Source organism: Micromonospora sp. NPDC047670 (assembly GCF_043204915.1).
Lineage (GTDB): Bacteria > Actinomycetota > Actinomycetes > Mycobacteriales > Micromonosporaceae > Micromonospora.
In genome coordinates this window covers 1-19,924 of sequence record NZ_JBIDDA010000026.1, presented here as the reverse complement: position 1 = coordinate 19,924, position 19,924 = coordinate 1, and the positions used below count along the sequence as shown (strand labels likewise).

1 protein-coding gene is annotated in these 19,924 nt (G+C 74.9%); it reads left to right on the top strand.

The genetic code is table 11. The annotated features are described in order from the left end of the window. Positions 1-26: 26 nt before the first annotated feature. The coding region (locus tag ACGF7U_RS31220) for a type I polyketide synthase (RefSeq protein ID WP_393112868.1) at positions 27-19,924 on the top strand (19,898 nt) is incomplete at its 3' end.

Here is a 19,924-nt window from a genome sequence, read left to right as displayed (position 1 = left end):
CCGTTGTCCCCAGTACGGAGCTCATGATGTCTACGTCCGCAGACAAGGTCGTCGAGGCGCTCCGCGCCTCGCTCAAGGAGACGGGCCGCCTCCGTCAGCTCAACCAGCAGCTGACCGCTGCCGCGCGCGAGCCGATCGCGATCGTCGCCATGTCCTGCCGCTACCCGGGCGGCGTCACCAGCCCCGAGCAGCTCTGGGACCTGGTGGCTGCCGGCGGCGACGCGATCGGCGGCTTCCCGACCGACCGCGGCTGGGACCTGGACAACCTGTACGACGCGGACGCCGACCGGGCCGGCCGGTCCACCACCCGCGAGGGCGGCTTCCTCTACGACGCGGCCGACTTCGACGCCGGGTTCTTCGGCATCTCGCCCCGCGAGGCCGTGGCCATGGACCCCCAGCAGCGGCTGTTGCTGGAGACGTCCTGGGAGGCGTTCGAGCACGCGGGCATCGCGCCGGCGTCCATGCGCGGGCAGAAGGTCGGCGTCTTCGTCGGGACCGCCGCCAACGGGTACGGGATGGGCCCGCAGAGCGAGGCCGAGGGCACCGACGAGGGCTACCTGCTGACCGGCACGGCCACCAGCGTCGTCTCCGGGCGGATCGCGTACGCCCTCGGCCTGGAGGGCCCGGCGGTCACGGTCGACACCGCCTGCTCGTCGTCGCTGGTCGCGCTGCACCTGGCGTGCCAGGCGCTGCGGCAGGGCGACTTCGACCTGGCCCTGGCCGGTGGCGTGTGCGTCATGGCCACCCCCAGCCCGTTCGTGGGCTTCTCCCGGCAGCGGGGGCTCGCCGCCGACGGCCGGTGCAAGTCGTTCGCCGCCGCCGCCGACGGCACGGGCTGGTCCGAGGGCGTCGGCATCCTGCTGGTGGAGCGGCTCTCGGACGCGCAGCGCAAGGGGCATCCCGTCCTCGCCGTGATCCGGGGCAGCGCGGTCAACCAGGACGGCGCGTCCAACGGCCTCACCGCGCCGAACGGGCCGGCCCAGCAGCGGGTGATCCGGCAGGCGCTGGCGAACGCGCGGTTGACCACGGCAGACGTGGACGCCGTCGAGGCGCACGGCACGGGCACCGTCCTCGGTGATCCGATCGAGGCGCAGGCGCTGCTGGCCACCTACGGCCAGGGCCGGCCGGCGGACCGGCCGCTGCTGCTCGGTTCGATCAAGTCGAACATCGGTCACAGTCAGTCCGCCGCAGGCGTGGCCGGCGTGATCAAGATGGTGATGGCGATGCGGCACGGGCTCGTCCCGTCCACCCTGCACGTGGACGAGCCGACGCCCAAGGTGGACTGGTCGGCCGGCGAGGTGTCGCTGGTGACCGAGGCGACGCCGTGGCCGGCGGTGGACCGGCCGCGCCGCGCCGCCGTGTCGTCGTTCGGCATCTCCGGCACCAACGCGCACACCATCCTGGAGGAGCCGCCCGCCCCCGGCGCCGACGGCGACACCCGGCCGACGCCCGTCGTGACCCTGCCGGCGGCGCCCGTCCTCCTGTCCGCCCGGTCGGAGTCCGCGCTGGCCGCCCAGGCGGGGCGCTGGGCCCGGTGGCTGGACGCCGACGAGAGCCTCCGCCCCGTCGACGTCGGCTGGTCGTCGGTGGTGTCACGGTCCGCGCTGGAGCACCGCGCGGTGCTCACCGTCGCGGACCGCGAGGACCTGCTGGCCGGGCTGCGCGCCCTCGCCGCCGGGCAGCCGTCCGGCGCGGTGGTCGCCGGGCAGGCGGCCGACCGCGGCCCGCTCGCGGTGCTCTTCTCGGGTCAGGGCGCGCAGCGTGCGGGCATGGGTCGGGAGTTGTCGGCCGAGTTCCCGGTGTTCGCGGCCGCGTTGGACGAGGTGTGTGGGCACCTGGATCCGTTGTTGTCGCGTCCGTTGCGGGAGGTGCTGTTCGCCGAGGCGGGCACCCCGGAGGCGGGTCTGCTGGATCAGACGGTGTTCACGCAGGCGGGGTTGTTCGCGGTCGAGGTGGCGCTGTTCCGCCTGGTGGAGTCGTTCGGGATCGTGCCGGACTTCGTGGGCGGTCACTCGATCGGTGAGATCGCTGCCGCGCACGTGGCCGGGGTGCTGTCCCTGGAGGACGCCTGCCTGCTGGTCGCGGCGCGGGGTCGGCTGATGCAGGCGTTGCCGGCCGGTGGCGGGATGTTGGCCGTGGCGGCGGACGAGGCGGCGGTGGCCGAGTCGATCGCCGGCCTGGGCGACCGGGTGGGGATCGCGGCCGTGAACGGGCCGACCTCCGTGGTGGTGTCCGGCGCCGTCGAAGCGCTCGACGAGGTGGAGCGGGCCTGGCGGGAGCGGGGTGCGCGGACCCGCCGCCTCACCGTCAGCCACGCGTTCCACAGTCCTTTGATGGAGCCGATGCTGGCGGAGTTCCGTACGGTCCTGGAGGGGTTGACCTTCGCCGCGCCGGTGTTGCCGATCGTTTCCAACGTGACCGGCGCGCTCGCCGACGCCGACGAGGTCCGCAGCCCGGAGTACTGGGTGCGGCACGTCCGTGAGGCGGTGCGGTATGCCGACGGCATCACCGCGCTGCGGGCCGCCGGGGTGGACACGTTCCTGGAGGTCGGCCCGCAGAGCGTGCTCACCGCCATGACCAGGGACGTGCTGGGCGCCCCGTCCCCGGCGGGCGCCGCCGACGGGGAGACCCCGCTCGTCGCGGTGCCCGTGCTGCGCGCCGACCGGCCCGAGGCGAAGGCCCTGCTCGCCGCCCTGGCCGAGCTGCACGTCAACGGGGCGTCCGTCGACTGGCCGGCCGTCTACGCCGACACCGGCGCCACCCCGGTCGCCCTGCCCACGTACGCGTTCCAGCGGCAGCGCTTCTGGCCCGAGCAGATGCCGGCGCCCGTCACCGGCCCCGTCAGCCCCGACGTGGTCGACGTCGAGTTCTGGTCCGCGGTGGAGCGGTCCGACGTGGCGGCGCTGGCGGCGCAGTTCGGCGACGCGGCCGCCCTGGACGTCCTGGCCCCCGCCCTGCCGGTCCTGTCGTCCTGGCGCAAGGCGCGGCTGCGGGACGCGGTCGTCGACGGCTGGTCGTACCGGGTGGTGTGGAAGCGGACCACCGCCCCGGCACCGGCCAGCCCTCTGGGCGGCTGGCTGCTGGTGGAGCCGGCCGGCGACACCCCGACGACGGAATGGGCCGAGGCGCTGGCGGGCGCGCTGACCGCCGCGGGCGGCGAGGTGTCCCGGCTGGCGGTGGACCCGCTCGCGGACCGCGACGACGTGACGTCGCGGGTCGCCGACGCCGCCGGGGACGGCCGGCTCGCCGGGATCGTGTCCCTGCTCGGCCTGCTCGATCAGCCCCACCCCGACCAGCCGGCGGCACCGCTCGGCACCGCCGCGACGATGGCGCTGGTGCAGGCCCTGCACGCCGCGGACGTCGCCGTGCCACTGTGGACGCTCACCCGGGGCGCCGTCGGCACCGGGGACGGGGACCCGGTCCGCAGCGTCGCCCAGGGCGGCCTGTGGGGCCTGGCCCGGGTCGCCGGACTGGAACACCCGCAGCTCTGGGGCGGCCTGGTCGACCTGCCGGACCGGCCCGACCGGGCCGGCTGGGACCACGTGGTGGGCGTCCTGACCGGCGGCGGCCCCGAGGACCAGGTCGCCGTACGACCCTCCGGCGTGTTCGTGCGGCGACTGGTCCGCGCCACGCCCGCCGCCGTCGGCACGGTCGAGCGCTGGCAGCCCTCCGGCACGATCCTGATCACCGGCGGCACCGGGGCGCTCGGCGCCCACGTTGCCCGCTGGGTGGCGGCCAACGGCGCCGAACACGTCGTGCTCACCAGCCGGCGCGGGGAGAGCGCGCCGGGGGCGGCGGAGCTGCACGACGAGCTGACCGCACTCGGCGCCCGGGTGACCCTCGTCGCCGCCGACATGGCCGACCGGGCCCGGGTCGAGGCGCTGCTGCGCGACGTCGACGCGGACCCGGCGCCGCTGACCGCGGTGGTGCACGCCGCCGGGGTGGGCCAGCTCAGCATGCTGGCGGACACCGACCTGGCCGGCCTGGCCGAGGTGCTCGCCGGCAAGATCGCCGGTGCGGTGCACCTGGACGACCTGCTCGGCGACCGGCCGCTGGACGCGTTCGTGCTGTTCTCCTCCATCGCCGGCATCTGGGGCAGCGGCGGGCAGGCGGCGTACGCGGCGGGCAACGCCTTCCTCGACGCGCTCGCCGAGCGGCGTCGGGCCCGCGGCCTGGCCGCCACCGCCGTCGCCTGGGGACCGTGGGCCGACGGCGGCATGGCCAGCGGCGAGGGACAGGAACTGCTGGCCCGGCGCGGCCTCAGCCCGATGTCCCCGGCCCAGGCCGTGTACGCGCTGCGCAGCGCGGTGGGACGCAACGTGCCGTCGGTGACCGTGGCGGACGTCGACTGGTCGCTGTTCACCCCGGCGTTCGCCGCCGCCCGCCCCCGACCCCTGCTCGACGACATCGCCGAGGCCCGCGACGCCCTGCGCGTGGTCGACGGGGCGCCGGAGGACGCCGCCGGCGGCGGGCTGCGCCAGCACCTGCTGACGCTGCCCCGCGCCGAACAGGACCGGTACCTCACGGACCTCGTGCGGACGCACACCGCCGCCGTGCTCGGCCACTCCGGCACCGAGCTGGTCAAGGCGCACCGGGCGTTCAAGGAGCTGGGCTTCGACTCGCTGACCGCGGTGGAGCTGCGTAACCGGCTCGGCGCCGCCACCGGGCTCACCCTGCCCACCACCCTGGTCTTCGACTACCCGAACCCGGCCGCCCTCGCCGACCACCTGTCGGCGACGCTGCGCCTGCACGAGGTGGACACCGTCGCCACGTGGGGCCCCGCCGGCCCGGTGGACGACGACCCGATCGTCATCGTCGGCATGAGCTGCCGGTACCCGGGCGGTGTGGCCAGCCCGGACGACCTGTGGGACCTGGTCGCCGCCGGACGCGACGGCATCAGCGGTTTCCCCGACGACCGGCACTGGGACATGGGCCGGCTGCTGGCCGTGGACGCCGACGGACGACCGGTGTCGCACACCCGCGAGGGCGGTTTCGTCGACGACGCCACCGCCTTCGACCCCGGCTTCTTCGGCATCTCGCCGCGCGAGGCGGTCGCCATGGACCCGCAGCAGCGGCTGCTGCTGGAGGCGTCCTGGGAGGCCATGGAACAGGCCGGGATCGACCCGGACGAGCTGCGCGGCAGCCGTACGGGGGTGTTCGTCGGCGCCTCCCCGTCGGGGTACGGCACCACCGACACCCCGGCCGAGTTGGCCGGATACCAGCTCACCGGCGGCGCGCACAGCGTCATCTCCGGCCGGGTGTCGTACACCTTCGGGCTGGAGGGACCGGCGGTGACGGTCGACACCGCCTGCTCGTCGTCCCTGGTGGCGGTGCACCTGGCCGCCCAGGCGCTGCGCGGCGGCGAGTGCGACCTTGCGCTGGCCGGCGGCGTCACCATCATGGTGACCCCGGGTGCCTTCGTCGAGTTCTCCCGGCAGGGCGGCCTCGCCCCGGACGGCCGCTGCAAGTCCTTCGCCGCCGACGCCGACGGCACCGGCTGGTCGGAGGGGGTCGGCGTGCTGCTGGTCCAGCGGCTCTCCGACGCCCGCCGTGAGGGCCGCCAGGTGCTCGCCGTGATCGCCGGCAGCGCCGTGAACCAGGACGGCGCGTCCAACGGCCTCACCGCGCCGAACGGGCCGGCCCAGCAGCGGGTGATCCGGCAGGCCCTCGCGAACGCCCGGCTGACGACGGCCGACGTGGACGCCGTCGAGGCGCACGGCACGGGAACGACGCTGGGCGACCCCATCGAGGCGCAGGCCCTGCTGGCGACCTACGGCCAGGACCGCCCCGCCGACCGGCCGCTGCTGCTCGGTTCGATCAAGTCGAACATCGGCCACAGCCAGGCCGCCGCCGGCGTCGCCGGCATGATCAAGATGGTGCAGGCGATGCGGTACGGCCTGCTCCCGGCCACGCTGCACCTCGACGAGCCGACACCCCACGTGGACTGGTCCGCCGGCGCGGTGTCCCTGCTGACCGAGGCGCGTCCCTGGCCGGCGGTGGACCGGCCGCGCCGGGCCGCCGTGTCGTCGTTCGGCATCAGCGGTACGAACGTCCACCTGATCCTCGAACAGCCGCCCGCCGACGGCGAGCCGGATGCCGACGTCGAGCCGTCCCGGACGCCGTCGGTGGCGCCGGTGCTGCTGTCCGCCCGCGATGCGGCCGCGCTGTCGGCGCAGGCCGGGCGCTGGGCGGCGTGGCTGGGCCGGGACGAGAGTCTGCGTCCGCTGGACGTGGCGTGGTCGTCGGTGGCGTCGCGGTCGGTGCTGGAGCAGCGCGCGGTCGTGTCCGGTGCGAGCCGGGACGAGGTGTTGGCGGGTCTCGCGGCGCTGGCGGCGGGTGAGCCGGCGGGCGGTGTGGTCGTGGGCCGGGCCGGTGGTCGGGGTTCGCTGGCGTTGCTGTTCTCGGGTCAGGGGGCGCAGCGTGCGGGCATGGGTCGGGAGTTGTCGGCCGAGTTCCCGGTGTTTGCGGCCGCGTTGGACGAGGTGTGTGGGCAGCTCGATCCGTTGTTGCCGCGTCCGTTGCGGGAGGTGCTGTTCGCCGAGGCGGGCACCCCGGAGGCGGGTCTGCTGGATCAGACGGTTTTCACGCAGGCGGGGTTGTTCGCGGTCGAGGTGGCGTTGTTCCGTCTGGTGGAGTCGTTCGGTGTGGTGCCGGACTTCGTGGGCGGGCACTCGGTCGGTGAGATCGCTGCCGCGCATGTGGCGGGTGTGCTGTCGCTGGCCGACGCGTGCGCGTTGGTGGCGGCGCGGGGTCGGTTGATGCAGGCGTTGCCGGCCGGTGGCGGGATGCTGGCGGTGGCGGCGGGCGAGGCGGCGGTGGTCGAGTCGATCGCCGGTCTGTCCGACCGGGTGGGCATCGCTGCGGTGAACGGGCCGACGTCGGTTGTGGTGTCCGGTGCGCTCGACGTCCTCGATGAGGTGGAGCGGGCCTGGCGGGAGCGCGGGGCGCGGACCCGTCGGCTGGCGGTGAGTCACGCGTTCCACAGTCCGTTGATGGAGCCGATGCTGGCGGAGTTCCGTACGGTCCTGGAGGGGTTGACCTTCGCGGCGCCGGTGTTGCCGATCGTGTCCAACGTGACCGGGACGCTCGCCGACCCGGAGGAGGTCCGCAGCTCGGAGTATTGGGTGCGGCACGTCCGTGAGGCGGTGCGGTACGCCGACGGCATCACCGCGCTGCGGGCGGCCGGGGTGGACACGTTCCTGGAGGTCGGCCCGCAGAGCGTGCTGACCGCGATGGCGGCGGACATCCTGCCCGACGACGACGCCGTGCTGGCCGTAGCGGCCCAGCGCAGGGACCGGCCGGAGGCGCACGCGCTGCTGCACGCCCTGGCCGAGCTGCATGTGCATGGCGTGCCGGTGGCCTGGCGGGAGTGGTTCGCCGACACCGGCGCGCGCCGGGTCGACCTGCCCACGTACGCCTTCCACCGCGAGCGCTACTGGCTGCCGCCGGCCGGCCAGTCGGCCGACCTCTCCGGGGCGGGCCTCGGCGCGGCACGGCACCCACTGCTCGGCGCGACCGTCTCGGTCGCCGGCGAGGACATGGTGCTGCTGACCGGCCGGCTGTCGGTGGCGACCCATCCGTGGCTCGCCGACCACGTCGTGTCCGGCGCCGTGGTCGTGCCGGGCACCGCCCTGGTGGACCTCGTCGTCCGGGCGGGCGACGAGGTCGGCGCGTCCCGCGTCCGGGAGCTGACCGTGCTCGCCCCGCTAGCGCTGCCCGCCACCGGCGGCGGGGTGCGGGTCCAGGTCCGGGTCGGTCCCGTCGACGGGACCGGTGCCCGCTCGGTGACCGTGCACTCCCAGCCTGAGGACGACCCGGAGTCGGGGTGGACCCGGCACGCCGACGGCCTCGTCGGTGCCCCGACCGTCGATGAGCCCACCGTGGGCACGTGGCCGCCGCCGGGAGCGTCCGAGGTGGACGTGACCGGGTGGTACCGGATGGTGGCCGAGCACGGCCTCTCCTACGGGCCGGTCTTCCAGGGCCTGCGCCGGGCGTGGGCCGGCGAGGGCGCGGTGTTCGCCGAGGTCGCCCTGCCCGACGAGGTGACCGGGGAGCCGGCGGGCTTCGGCGTACACCCGGCGCTGCTGGACGCCGCGCTGCACCCGGTCGGGCTGCTGCCGACCGACGGGACGGCCGATGGTGCCCGGGTGCCGTTCGCGTTCGAGGGCGTGCAGGTCCACGCGGTCGGGGCGCGGACGCTGCGGGTGCGCCTGACCGCGTCCGGCAACTCGGTGCGGCTGGTCGCCGTCGACGAGACCGGTGCGCCGGTGGTGTCGGTGGACTCGCTGACGCTCCGCGAGATGACCGGGGTGGCGGCGGCCCCGAACGAGGCGCACCGCTCCCTCTTCGAGGTCTCCTGGCAGCCCGAGCAGCTCACCGCGCCCGACGGCGTGGACGGCTGGATCGTGCTCGGTGACCACCCGCTCGACGGCGCACCGCAGCTCCGCGCGTACGCCGAGGTGGCGGCGGTGACCACGGCGGTGACGGGCGGGACCGCCCCCGCCCCCGCGGCGCTGCTGCTGCCCGTGCCCGTGGCGCGGCCCGGGACGGACGTGCCCGACGCCGTACGGTCGGTGACGGCGGACGTCCTCGGCACGGTGCAGGCGTGGCTCGCCGCCGACCTCCTGGCGGACTCGCGGCTGGTCGTGGTGACCCGCGGCGCGATAGCCGCCCGCGCGGACGACCGGGTCACCGACGTGACGGGGGCGGCGGTGTGGGGCCTGCTGCGCTCGGCGCAGTCGGAACACCCCGGCCGGATCGTCCTGGCCGACCTGGAACCGGGCCTCGACCTGGATCCCGACCTCCTGGCTCTGCTCGCCGGCGCCGCCGACGACCCGGGTCTGGGCGGGCAGCTCGCGGTGCGGGCGGGCACGGCGTACCTGCCCCGGCTGGTCCGCGCCGCCGGCGGCGCGCCGGCCCCGGCGGCCCTCGACCGGGGAACCGTCCTGGTGACCGGTGGCACCGGATCGCTCGGCGCCCTGGTGTCCGAACACCTCGTCACCTCGTACGGCGTCCGCTCGCTGGTGCTGGTCTCCCGTCAGGGCCCGGCGGCCGCCGGCGCCGACGAACTGGTGGCGCGGTTGACCGGGCTGGGCGCGACCGTCCGCGTCGTCGCGGCGGACGTGACCGACCGCGCGCGGGTCGGCGAGCTGGTCCGTGCGGTCACCGCCGAGGACCGGCTGGCCGGCGTGGTCCACACCGCCGGCGTCCTGGACGACGGCGTGGTCAGCGGGATCACCGCCGACCGGCTGGCGGACGTGCTGGCGCCGAAGGTCACGGCCGGCTGGTGGCTGCACGAGGCGACCGCGGAACTCGACCTCGACCTGTTCGCGCTGTTCTCCTCCGTCGCCGGAGTGCTCGGCTCGCCCGGCCAGGCCGCCTACGCCGCCGGCAACGCCTTCCTGGACGCCCTCGCCCAGGTGCGGGCGCAGCGAGGGCTGCCAGCGGTCAGCCTCGCCTGGGGCATGTGGGACACCGACGGGATGGCCGCGTCGATCAACGACACCGACCGCGCCCGGGTCAGCCGGGCCGGTCTGGTTCCGATGACCGCCCAGATCGGCCTCGGGCTCTGGGACGCCGCCCTGGCCCACGGCGGCGCGGCGCTGGTCCCGGCGGTGGTCGACCTGCCCGCCATGCGGGCGCAGACCGCCGCGGGCCGGGTGCCCCCGATGCTGCGGGCCCTGGTGGGACCGGCCGCGAAGCGCCGCCGCTCCGGCACCGGAGGCTGGGCCGACCGGCTGGCCGGCCTCGACCCGCAGGAGGCGCGGACCCAGATCGACCTGCTGGTCCGCGGGCTGGTCGCGCAGGTCCTCGGCCACAGCGGCACCGAGCAGGTGCCGGCGGACCGGGCGTTCCGGGAGCTGGGCTTCGACTCGCTGACCGCGGTGGAACTGCGGAACCGGATCAACAGCGCGACCGGGCTGCGGCTCACCTCGACGCTCGTCTTCGACTACCCGACCCCCGGCGCCCTCTCCGACCACCTGTACGAGCAGCTGTCCGGCCAGGTCGCCGACCAGCAGTCCGTCGTGGCGGCCGCGAGCGCCGACGAGCCGATCGCCATCGTGGGCATGGCCTGCCGCTACCCGGGCGGCGTGACGAACCCGCAGCAGCTGTGGGACCTCGTCGCCGCCGGGGCCGACGGCATCGGGGAGTTCCCCACCGACCGGGGCTGGGACCTCGACCGGCTCTTCCACCCCGACCCGGACAACCCCGGGACGTCGTACACCCGGCACGGTGGCTTCCTCTACGGGGCCGCCGAGTTCGACCCGGCCTTCTTCGGGATCTCGCCGCGGGAGGCCCTCGCCATGGACCCGCAGCAGCGGCTGCTGCTGGAGACGTCGTGGGAGACGTTCGAGTCCGCCGGGCTGGACCCGCAGCGGCTGCGGGGCAGCCGGACCGGTGTGTTCGCCGGGCTGATGTACCACGACTACGCCTCCGGCGTGCAGGAGCTGCCCGAGGGGGTGGGCGGCTACCTCGGCACCGGTACGTCAGGCAGCGTGTTGTCGGGTCGGGTGGCGTACACGTTCGGCCTGGAGGGGCCGGCGGTGACCGTGGACACCGCCTGTTCCTCCAGCCTTGTCGCGTTGCACCTGGCGGTGCAGGCGCTGCGCAGCGGGGAGTGCGATCTGGCGTTGGCCGGTGGGGTGACGGTGATGGCGACGCCGGGCACGTTCATCGAGTTCTCACGGCAGCGGGGTCTGTCGCAGGACGGGCGGTGCAAGTCGTTCGCGGCGTCGGCGGACGGCACGGGTTGGTCCGAGGGCGTCGGTGTGCTGCTGGTGGAGCGGCTGTCGGACGCGCGGCGTAACGGTCACCGGGTCCTCGCGGTGGTCCGCGGCAGCGCCGTCAATCAGGACGGGGCGTCGAACGGGTTGACGGCGCCGAACGGTCCGTCGCAGCAGCGGGTGATCCGTCAGGCCCTGGCCAACGCCCGCCTGTCGCCCGCCGACGTGGACGCGGTGGAGGCGCACGGTACGGGCACCACGTTGGGTGACCCGATCGAGGCGCAGGCCCTGCTGGCCACCTACGGGCAGGACCGGCCGCAGGACCGACCGTTGTGGCTCGGGTCGATCAAGTCGAACATCGGCCACACCCAGGCCGCGGCCGGGGCGGCCGGCATCATCAAGATGATCATGGCGATGCGGTACGGGGTGCTGCCGTCGACCCTGCACGTGGACGAGCCGTCCCCGCACATCGACTGGAGCGCCGGAGCGGTCTCCCTGCTCACCGAGGCGCGCGACTGGCCGGCGGCGAACCGGCCCCGGCGCGCGGCGGTCTCGTCGTTCGGAGTCAGCGGCACCAACGCGCACGTGATCATCGAACAGCCGCCCGCCGAGGCGGAGCCGATCCGGGAGGCCGGCGCGCCCCCGCGCGGCGACGAGCCCGTCATCGAGCTGGTGCCGGCTCCGGTACCGGTGCTGCTGTCGGCCCGGTCCGAGGCCGCCGTGGCGGCGCAGGCGGACCGCTGGGCCCGCTGGATCGCCGACGACGAGGACCTGCGCCCGGTGGACGTCGGCTGGTCGTCGGCGGTCAGCCGGGCGGTGCTGGAGCACCGCGCGGTGGTCACCGCGACGGACCGCGACGAGCTGCTGGCCGGGCTGCGCGCCCTCGCCGCCGGTGAACCGTCCGGCGCCGTCGTCACCGGCACCGGGCGTACCCAACTGGCCGTGCTCTTCTCCGGTCAGGGCGCGCAGCGCGCCGGCATGGGCCGGGAACTGTCCGCCCGCTTCCCGGTCTTCGCGGCCGCGCTCGACGAGGTGTGCGCACAGCTCGACCCGCTGCTGCCCCGTCCGCTGCGGGAGGTGCTCTTCGCTACCGAGGGTTCCGCCGAGGCGGCGCTGCTGGATCAGACGGTGTTCACGCAGGCTGGTCTGTTCGCGGTCGAGGTGGCGCTGTTCCGCCTGGTGGAGTCGTTCGGTGTGGTGCCGGACACGGTCGCGGGGCACTCGATCGGTGAGGTGACCGCCGCGTACGTCGCGGGTGTGCTGTCGCTGGCCGACGCGTGTGCGTTGGTGGCGGCGCGGGGCCGGTTGATGCAGGAGCTGCCGGCCGGCGGCGGCATGCTCGCCGTGGCCGCCGACGAGGCGGCGGTGGCCGATTCGATCGCCGGGCTGACCGACCGCGTCGGCATCGCGGCCGTCAACGGCCCCGCCGCCGTCGTGGTCTCCGGGGACCTCCACGCCCTCGACGAGCTGGACCGGACCTGGCAGGGCCGGGGCGCGCGGACCCGCCGCCTCACCGTCAGCCACGCGTTCCACAGCCCGCTGATGGAGCCGATGCTCGACGAGTTCCGCACGGTCCTCGCCGGGCTGACGTTCCGGGCGCCGCTGGTGCCGGTGGTGTCGAACCTGACCGGGGCGCTCGCCGACCCGCAGGAGATCACCCGCGCCGACTACTGGGTCCGGCACGTCCGCGAGGCCGTCCGGTACGCCGACGGTGTCACCGCCCTGCGCGCCGCCGGGGTCGACACCTTCCTGGAGATCGGCCCGCAGAGCGTCCTGACCGCCATGAACGCCGACCTCCTCGCCGACGACGCGCTCGCGGTCGCCGTCCAGCGCCGGGACCGGCCCGCCCCGCACGCGCTGCTGACCGCGCTGGCCGAGCTGCACGTCCACGGCGTCCCGGTCACCTGGCCGCAGTGGTTCACCGACGCCGGCGCCGCCCGGGTCGACCTGCCGACGTACGCCTTCCAGCACGAGCGGTACTGGCTCGGCGCGGGCCGGACCCGTACCGCCGACGTGTCCGGCGCCGGACTGGGCGTGGCCGGGCACCCGCTGCTCGGCGCGGCCGTCACCGTCGCCGGCGTGGACATGGTGGTGCTGACCGGCCGGCTGTCGCTCGCCACCCACGCCTGGCTGGCCGACCACACCGTCTCCGGCGTGACGGTCGTGCCCGGCACGGCCCTCGTGGAGCTGGCGGTGCGGGCCGGCGACGAGGTGGGCGCGTCGCGGGTGCGGGAGCTGACGATCCACGCGCCGCTGGCGCTTGCGGAGACCGGCGCGGTGCGGGTGCAGGTGCGCGTCGGAGCGGCCGACGAGGCGGGCACCCGGGTCGTCGCCGTGCACTCCCAGTCCGAGGGCGAGCCGGAGGCCGAGTGGCTCCAGCACGCGGAGGGCGTGCTGGAGCCGGGATCGGCCGACGAGCCGGGCGTGGGGGAGTGGCCCCCGGCCGGTGCGTCCGAGGTGGACCTGTCGGGGTGGTACCCGACGCTGGCGGAGCACGGTCTGTCGTACGGGCCGGTGTTCCAGGGGCTGCGGCGGGCCTGGACCCGTGGTGGCGAGGTGTTCGCCGAGGTGGTCCTGCCGGACGACGCGGCGGCGGAGGCGGCCCGGTTCGGTGTGCATCCGGCGTTGCTGGATGCGGCCCTGCATCCGATCGGGCTGCTGCCCGGGTCGGAGGGGTCGGGTGGGCCGCGGGTGCCGTTCGCGTTCGAGGGTGTGCAGGTGCACGCCTCGGGCGCGCGGGTGCTGCGCGTGCGGTTGACCCGCAGCGGTTCCAGCGTGCGGCTGGCCGCGTGCGACGAGGCGGGCGCCGCCGTGGTGTCGGTGGACTCCCTGGCGCTGCGGGAGCCGACCGGGATCACCGCCGCGAACGCCGCGTCCCGCTCGATGTTCGAGGTGGCTTGGCAGACCGGAGAGGTCGCGGCGGCCGGGGACGTCTCCGGATGGGCACTGCTCGGCTCGCCGGCCGCCGTCGAGCTGCCGGCGTTCCCCGACATCGACGGGCTGGCCGCGGCGGTCGACGCCGGTCATCTGGCCGCGCCGCGGAGGCTGGTGCTGCCGGTCGCCGCATCGGACGCCGCCGTCCCGGACGCGGTGCGCGCGACGGCCTCGGCCGTGTTGGCGACGGTGCAGGCTTGGCTCGCGGCGGACGCGCTGGCGGAGTCGCGGTTGGTGGTGGTGACCCGGGGTGCGGTGTCGGTCGGGGTCGAGGATCGGGTGACCGATCTGGCGGGTGCGGCGGTGTGGGGTCTGCTGCGGTCGGCGCAGTCGGAGCATCCGGGCCGCATCGTCCTGGCGGACGTGGACGGTGACCTGGACGCCGGCCTGCTGGGTGTGTTGGCGGGAGCGGACGATCCGGCGGCGACGAGTGGTCAGGTCGCGGTCCGGGCGGGTGCGGTGTTCGTGCCGCGTCTGGTGCGGTCCGTCGCGCCCGCGTCGGTGGACGGTGCCGTGGTGGGCGAGGGCACGGTGCTGGTGACCGGTGGTACCGGTGCGTTGGGTGCGTTGGTGGCGGAGCATCTGGTGTCGTCGTACGGGGTGCGGTCGCTGGTGTTGGTGTCGCGGCGGGGGCCGGAGGCTGCGGGTGCCGAGGGGTTGGCGCGGCGGTTGACCGGGTTGGGTGCCGCGGTGCGGGTGGTGGCGTGTGACGTGGCGGACCGGGATCAGGTGTTCGGTCTGGTCGGTGAGGTGACTGCGGCGGGTCGGTTGGCGGGTGTGGTGCACACCGCCGGCGTGTTGGACGACGGTGTGGTCGAGGGGTTGACCGAAGAGCGGCTTGCCGGGGTGTTGGCGCCGAAGGCGTCGGCGGGTTGGTGGTTGCACGAGGCGACGGCGTCGTTGGATCTGGATCTGTTCGTGGTGTTCTCGTCGGTGGCGGGGGTGTTGGGTTCGCCGGGTCAGTCGGCGTATGCGGCGGGTAACGCGTTCCTGGACGGGTTGGCGGTGTGGCGGCGGCAGCTCGGGTTGCCGGCGGTCAGCTTGGCGTGGGGGATGTGGGACACCGCGGGTATGGCGGCGTCGGTTGAGGAGGCGGATCGGGCGCGGTCGGCTCGGGCGGGTTTGTTGCCGATGAGCGCCGGGGTCGGGTTGGAGCTGTTCGACGCGGCTCTGAAGACGGGCCGGCCCGCGTTGGTGCCGATGGTGATCGACGTGCCGGCGTTGCGGGCGGCCGCGTCCAGTGGCCCGGTGCCGGCCATGCTGCGCACCCTCATCGGTTCGACGGTGGCTCGCCGACGGGCCGCGCAGGGTGGTGACTGGGCCAACCAACTGGCGGGCCTGGCGCCCGACGAGGCGCGGACCCAGATCGACGTGCTGGTTCGGGGTCTGGTGGCGCAGGTGCTGGGGCACGGGGGCGCGGGGGCGGTGCCGGCGGATCGGGCGTTCCGGGAGTTGGGCTTCGACTCGCTGACTGCCGTGGAGCTGCGCAATCGGCTGAACACGGCCACGGGGCTGCGGCTGGCCTCGACGCTGGTGTTCGACTTCCCGACCCCGGCCGCCCTCGCCGACCACCTGTACGAGCAGGTCTCCGGACAGATCACCGCCCGCCGTTCGGCGGTGCTCACCGTCGGCACCGACGAACCGATCGCGATCGTGGGCATGGCCTGCCGCTACCCGGGGGGTGTCGAGAGCCCGGACCAGTTGTGGGAGTTGCTGGCCGGCGGTGGCGACGGCATCTCGGAGTTCCCCGCCGACCGAGGTTGGGACCTGGAGTCGCTGTTCGACCCGGACCCGGAGCACGCCGGCACCTCGTACACCCGGCACGGTGGCTTCCTCTACGGGGCCGCCGAGTTCGACCCGGCCTTCTTCGGCATCTCGCCCCGGGAGGCCCTGGCGATGGACCCGCAGCAGCGGCTGCTGCTGGAAGCCTCGTGGGAGACGTTCGAGTCCGCCGGGCTGGACCCGCAGCGGCTGCGGGGCAGCCGGACCGGTGTGTTCGCCGGGGTCATGTACCACGACTACGCCTCCCACCTGATGAACCTGCCACCGGACGCCGAGGGCTTCGTCGGCACCGGTACGTCAGGCAGCGTGTTGTCGGGTCGGGTCGCGTACACGTTCGGCCTCGAAGGCCCGGCGGTGACCGTCGACACCGCGTGCTCGTCGTCGTTGGTGGCGCTGCACCTTGCCGCGCAGGCGCTGCGCAGCGGGGAGTGCGATCTGGCGTTGGCCGGTGGGGTGACGGTGATGGCGACGCCGGGCACGTTCATCGAGTTCTCACGGCAGCGGGGTCTGTCGCAGGACGGCCGGTGCAAGTCGTTCGCGGCGTCGGCCGACGGCACGGGTTGGTCCGAGGGCGTCGGCGTGCTGCTGGTGCAGCGGCTCTCCGACGCGCAGCGGGAGGGCCGGCGCATCTACGCGGTCGTGCGGGGCACGGCGGTGAACCAGGACGGGGCGTCGAACGGCCTGACGGCGCCGAACGGTCCGTCGCAGCAGCGGGTGATCCGTCAGGCCCTGGCCAACGCCCGCCTGAGCCCCGCTGACGTGGACGCCGTCGAGGCGCACGGCACCGGCACCACGTTGGGTGACCCGATCGAGGCGCAGGCCCTGCTGGCCACCTACGGGCAGGACCGTCCGCAGGACCGACCGTTGTGGCTCGGATCGATCAAGTCGAACATCGGGCACACCCAGGCCGCCGCCGGCGTGGCCGGTGTGATCAAGATGGTCATGGCGATGCGGCACGGCCTCGTCCCGCCGACGTTGCACGTGGACGAGCCGTCGCCGCACATCGACTGGACGGCGGGTGCGGTGGTGTTGGCGACGGAGCCGACGCCGTGGCCGCAGGTGGACCGGCCACGTCGGGCGGCGGTGTCGTCGTTCGGCATTTCCGGCACGAACGCGCACGTGATCATCGAGCAGCCGCCGGCGGACGTCGTCGAGGGCGAGATCGTTGGTCGGGGCGTGCCGCCGGTGGTGCCGGTGCTGCTGTCCGCCCGCGATACGGCCGCGCTGTCGGCGCAGGCCGGGCGCTGGGCGGCCTGGCTGGGCCGGGACGAGCACCTGCGTCCGCTGGACGTGGCCTTCTCGTCGGTGACCACCCGGCCGGCGCTGGAGCAGCGCGCCGTCGTGACCGCCGTCGACCGGGACGACCTGGTCACGGCGTTGACCGCGCTCGCCAGCGGCGACCCCGTCGGTACGGTCGTCGCCGGCGTTGCCGAGCAGCGCGGCCAGCTCGCGTTGCTGTTCTCGGGTCAGGGCGCGCAGCGTGCGGGCATGGGCCGGGAGCTGTACGGCGCGTTCCCGGTCTTCACCGCCGCGCTCGACGAGGCGTGCGGGCACCTGGACCGGGTGCTGCCGCGGCCGCTGCGGGAGGTGCTGTTCGCCGAGGCGGGCACCCCCGAGGCGGAACTGCTGGACCAGACCGTGTTCACCCAGGCCGGGCTGTTCGCCGTCGAGGTGGCCCTGTTCCGCCTGGTCGAGTCGTTCGGAGTGGTGCCGGACTTCGTGGGCGGGCACTCGGTCGGTGAGATCGCTGCCGCGCACGTGGCGGGGGTGCTGTCGCTGGCCGACGCGTGCGCGTTGGTGGCGGCGCGGGGTCGGCTGATGCAGGCGCTGCCGGCCGGTGGCGGGATGCTCGCGGTGGCGGTGGGCGAGGCGGCGGTGGTCGAGTCGATCGCCGGCCTGTCCGACCGGGTGGGCATCGCTGCGGTGAACGGCCCGACGTCGGTCGTGGTGTCCGGCGACATCGCTGTGCTCGACGACATCGAGCGGGCCTGGCGGGAGCGGGGTGCGCGGACCCGCCGCCTCACCGTCAGCCACGCGTTCCACAGTCCGTTGATGGAGCCGATGCTGGCGGAGTTCCGTACGGTCCTGGAGGGGTTGACCTTCGCGGCGCCGGTGTTGCCGATCGTGTCCAACGTGACCGGGACGCTCGCCGACCCGGAGGAGGTCCGCAGCTCGGAGTATTGGGTGCGGCACGTCCGTGAGGCGGTGCGGTACGCCGACGGCATCACCGCGCTGCGGGCGGCCGGGGTGGACACGTTCCTGGAGGTCGGCCCGCAGAGCGTGCTGACCGCGATGGCGGCGGACATCCTGCCCGACGACGACGCCGTGCTGGCCGTAGCGGCCCAGCGCAGGGACCGGCCGGAGGCGCACGCGCTGCTGCACGCCCTGGCCGAGCTGCATGTGCACGGCGTGCCGGTGACCTGGCGGCAGTGGTTCGCCGACACCGGCGCGCGCCGGGTCGACCTGCCCACGTACGCCTTCCAGCATCAGCGCTACTGGCCCGCCGCCAGCAGTGCCCGGCTGGGTGACGTGTCCGGAGCGGGACTCGGCCGGACGGAGCACCCGCTGCTCGGCGCGGCGGTCGACCTGGCCGGCGACGACGAGATGGTGCTGACCGGCCGGCTCTCCCTGGCCACGCACCCGTGGCTGGCGGATCACGTGGTCTCCGGCGTGACGCTGGTCCCCGGTACCGCGCTGGTCGAACTGGCCGTGCGGGCCGGCGACGAGGTCGGCCTCTCCCGGCTGCGGGAGCTGACCGTGGCCGCTCCGCTGGTCGTCCCCGGCACGGGAGCCGTGCGGATCCAGGTACGGGTGGACGCGGCCGGCGACTCCACGCACCGCGTCGTCGCCATCTACTCACGCCCGGACGACGATCCGGAGGCGCGCTGGACCCGGCACGCGGAGGGTGCGCTGGAGCCCGCCGCCACCGACGAGTCGGACGTCGGCACCTGGCCCCCGACCGGCGCGTCCGAGGTGGACCTGTCGAGGTGGTACCCGACGCTGGCGGAGCACGGTCTGTCGTACGGGCCGGTGTTCCAGGGGCTGCGGCGGGCCTGGACCCGTGGTGGCGAGGTGTTCGCCGAGGTGGTCCTGCCGGACGACGCGGCGGCGGAGGCGGCCCGGTTCGGTGTGCATCCGGCGTTGCTGGATGCGGCCCTGCATCCGATCGGGCTGCTGCCCGGGTCGGAGGGGTCGGGTGGGCCGCGGGTGCCGTTCGCGTTCGAGGGTGTGCAGGTGCACGCCTCGGGCGCGCGGGTGCTGCGCGTGCGGTTGACCCGCAGCGGTTCCAGCGTGCGGCTGGCCGCGTGCGACGAGGCGGGCGCCGCCGTGGTGTCGGTCGAGTCCCTCGTCCTGCGCGAGCTGACCGGCGTGGCCGCGCCGAGCGCGGCGTCGCGGTCGTTGTTCGAGGTGCGGTGGCAGGCCGTGGAGGTTGGTTCCGCAGGCGAGGCGTCCGGATGGGCGCTGCTGGCGGGCGGCCGGGAGGTGCCGGCCGAACTCGTGGCAGGGGCTGGGCTGGTCACGTACCCCGACGTGGCGGCGGTCGCGGGGGAGGAGTCCGTCCCCTGGGCGCTGCTGCTTCCGGCGTTCGCGATGGCCGGGCCGGCGGCCGAGACGCCGGAGTCGGTCCGGGCAGTGACCTCGGACCTGCTGGCGACGGTACAGGCTTGGCTCGCGGCGGACGCGCTGGCGGAGTCGCGGTTGGTGGTGGTGACCCGGGGTGCGGTGTCGGTCGGGGTCGAGGATCGGGTGACCGATCTGGCGGGTGCGGCGGTGTGGGGTCTGCTGCGGTCGGCGCAGTCGGAGCATCCGGGCCGCATCGTCCTGGCGGACATCGACGGTGATGTGGATTCCGCGCTGGTGGCCCTGCTGGGCGGCGTCCTGCGGGAACCGGCCGCGACCGGCGGCCAGCTGGCCATCCGCGAGGGCGGGGTGTATTCGCCGCGCCTGGTCCGGGCGGGTGACACGTCGGCGGCTGAGACGCCGACCCTCGGTGACGGCACGGTGCTGGTGACCGGTGGTACCGGTGCGCTGGGTGCGTTGGTGGCGGAGCATCTGGTGTCGTCGTACGGGGTGCGGTCGCTGGTGTTGGTGTCGCGGCGGGGCCCGGATGCTGCGGGCGCGGAAGAGTTGTCGCAGCGGTTGAGCGCGTTGGGTGCCGCCGTGCGGGTGGTGGCGTGTGACGTGACGGACCGGGATCAGGTGTTCGGTCTCCTGGACGAGGTCGCTACCGAGGGCCGGTTGGCGGGTGTGGTGCACACGGCGGGTGTGTTGGACGACGGTGTGATCGAGCGGGTCACCGATGAGCGTCTGGCGGCTGTGTTGGCGCCGAAGGTGTCGGCGGGCTGGTGGTTGCACGAGGCGACGGCGTCGTTGGATCTGGACCTGTTTGTGGTGTTCTCGTCGGTGGCGGGGGTGTTGGGTTCGCCGGGTCAGTCGGCGTATGCGGCGGGTAACGCGTTCCTGGACGGGTTGGCGGTGTGGCG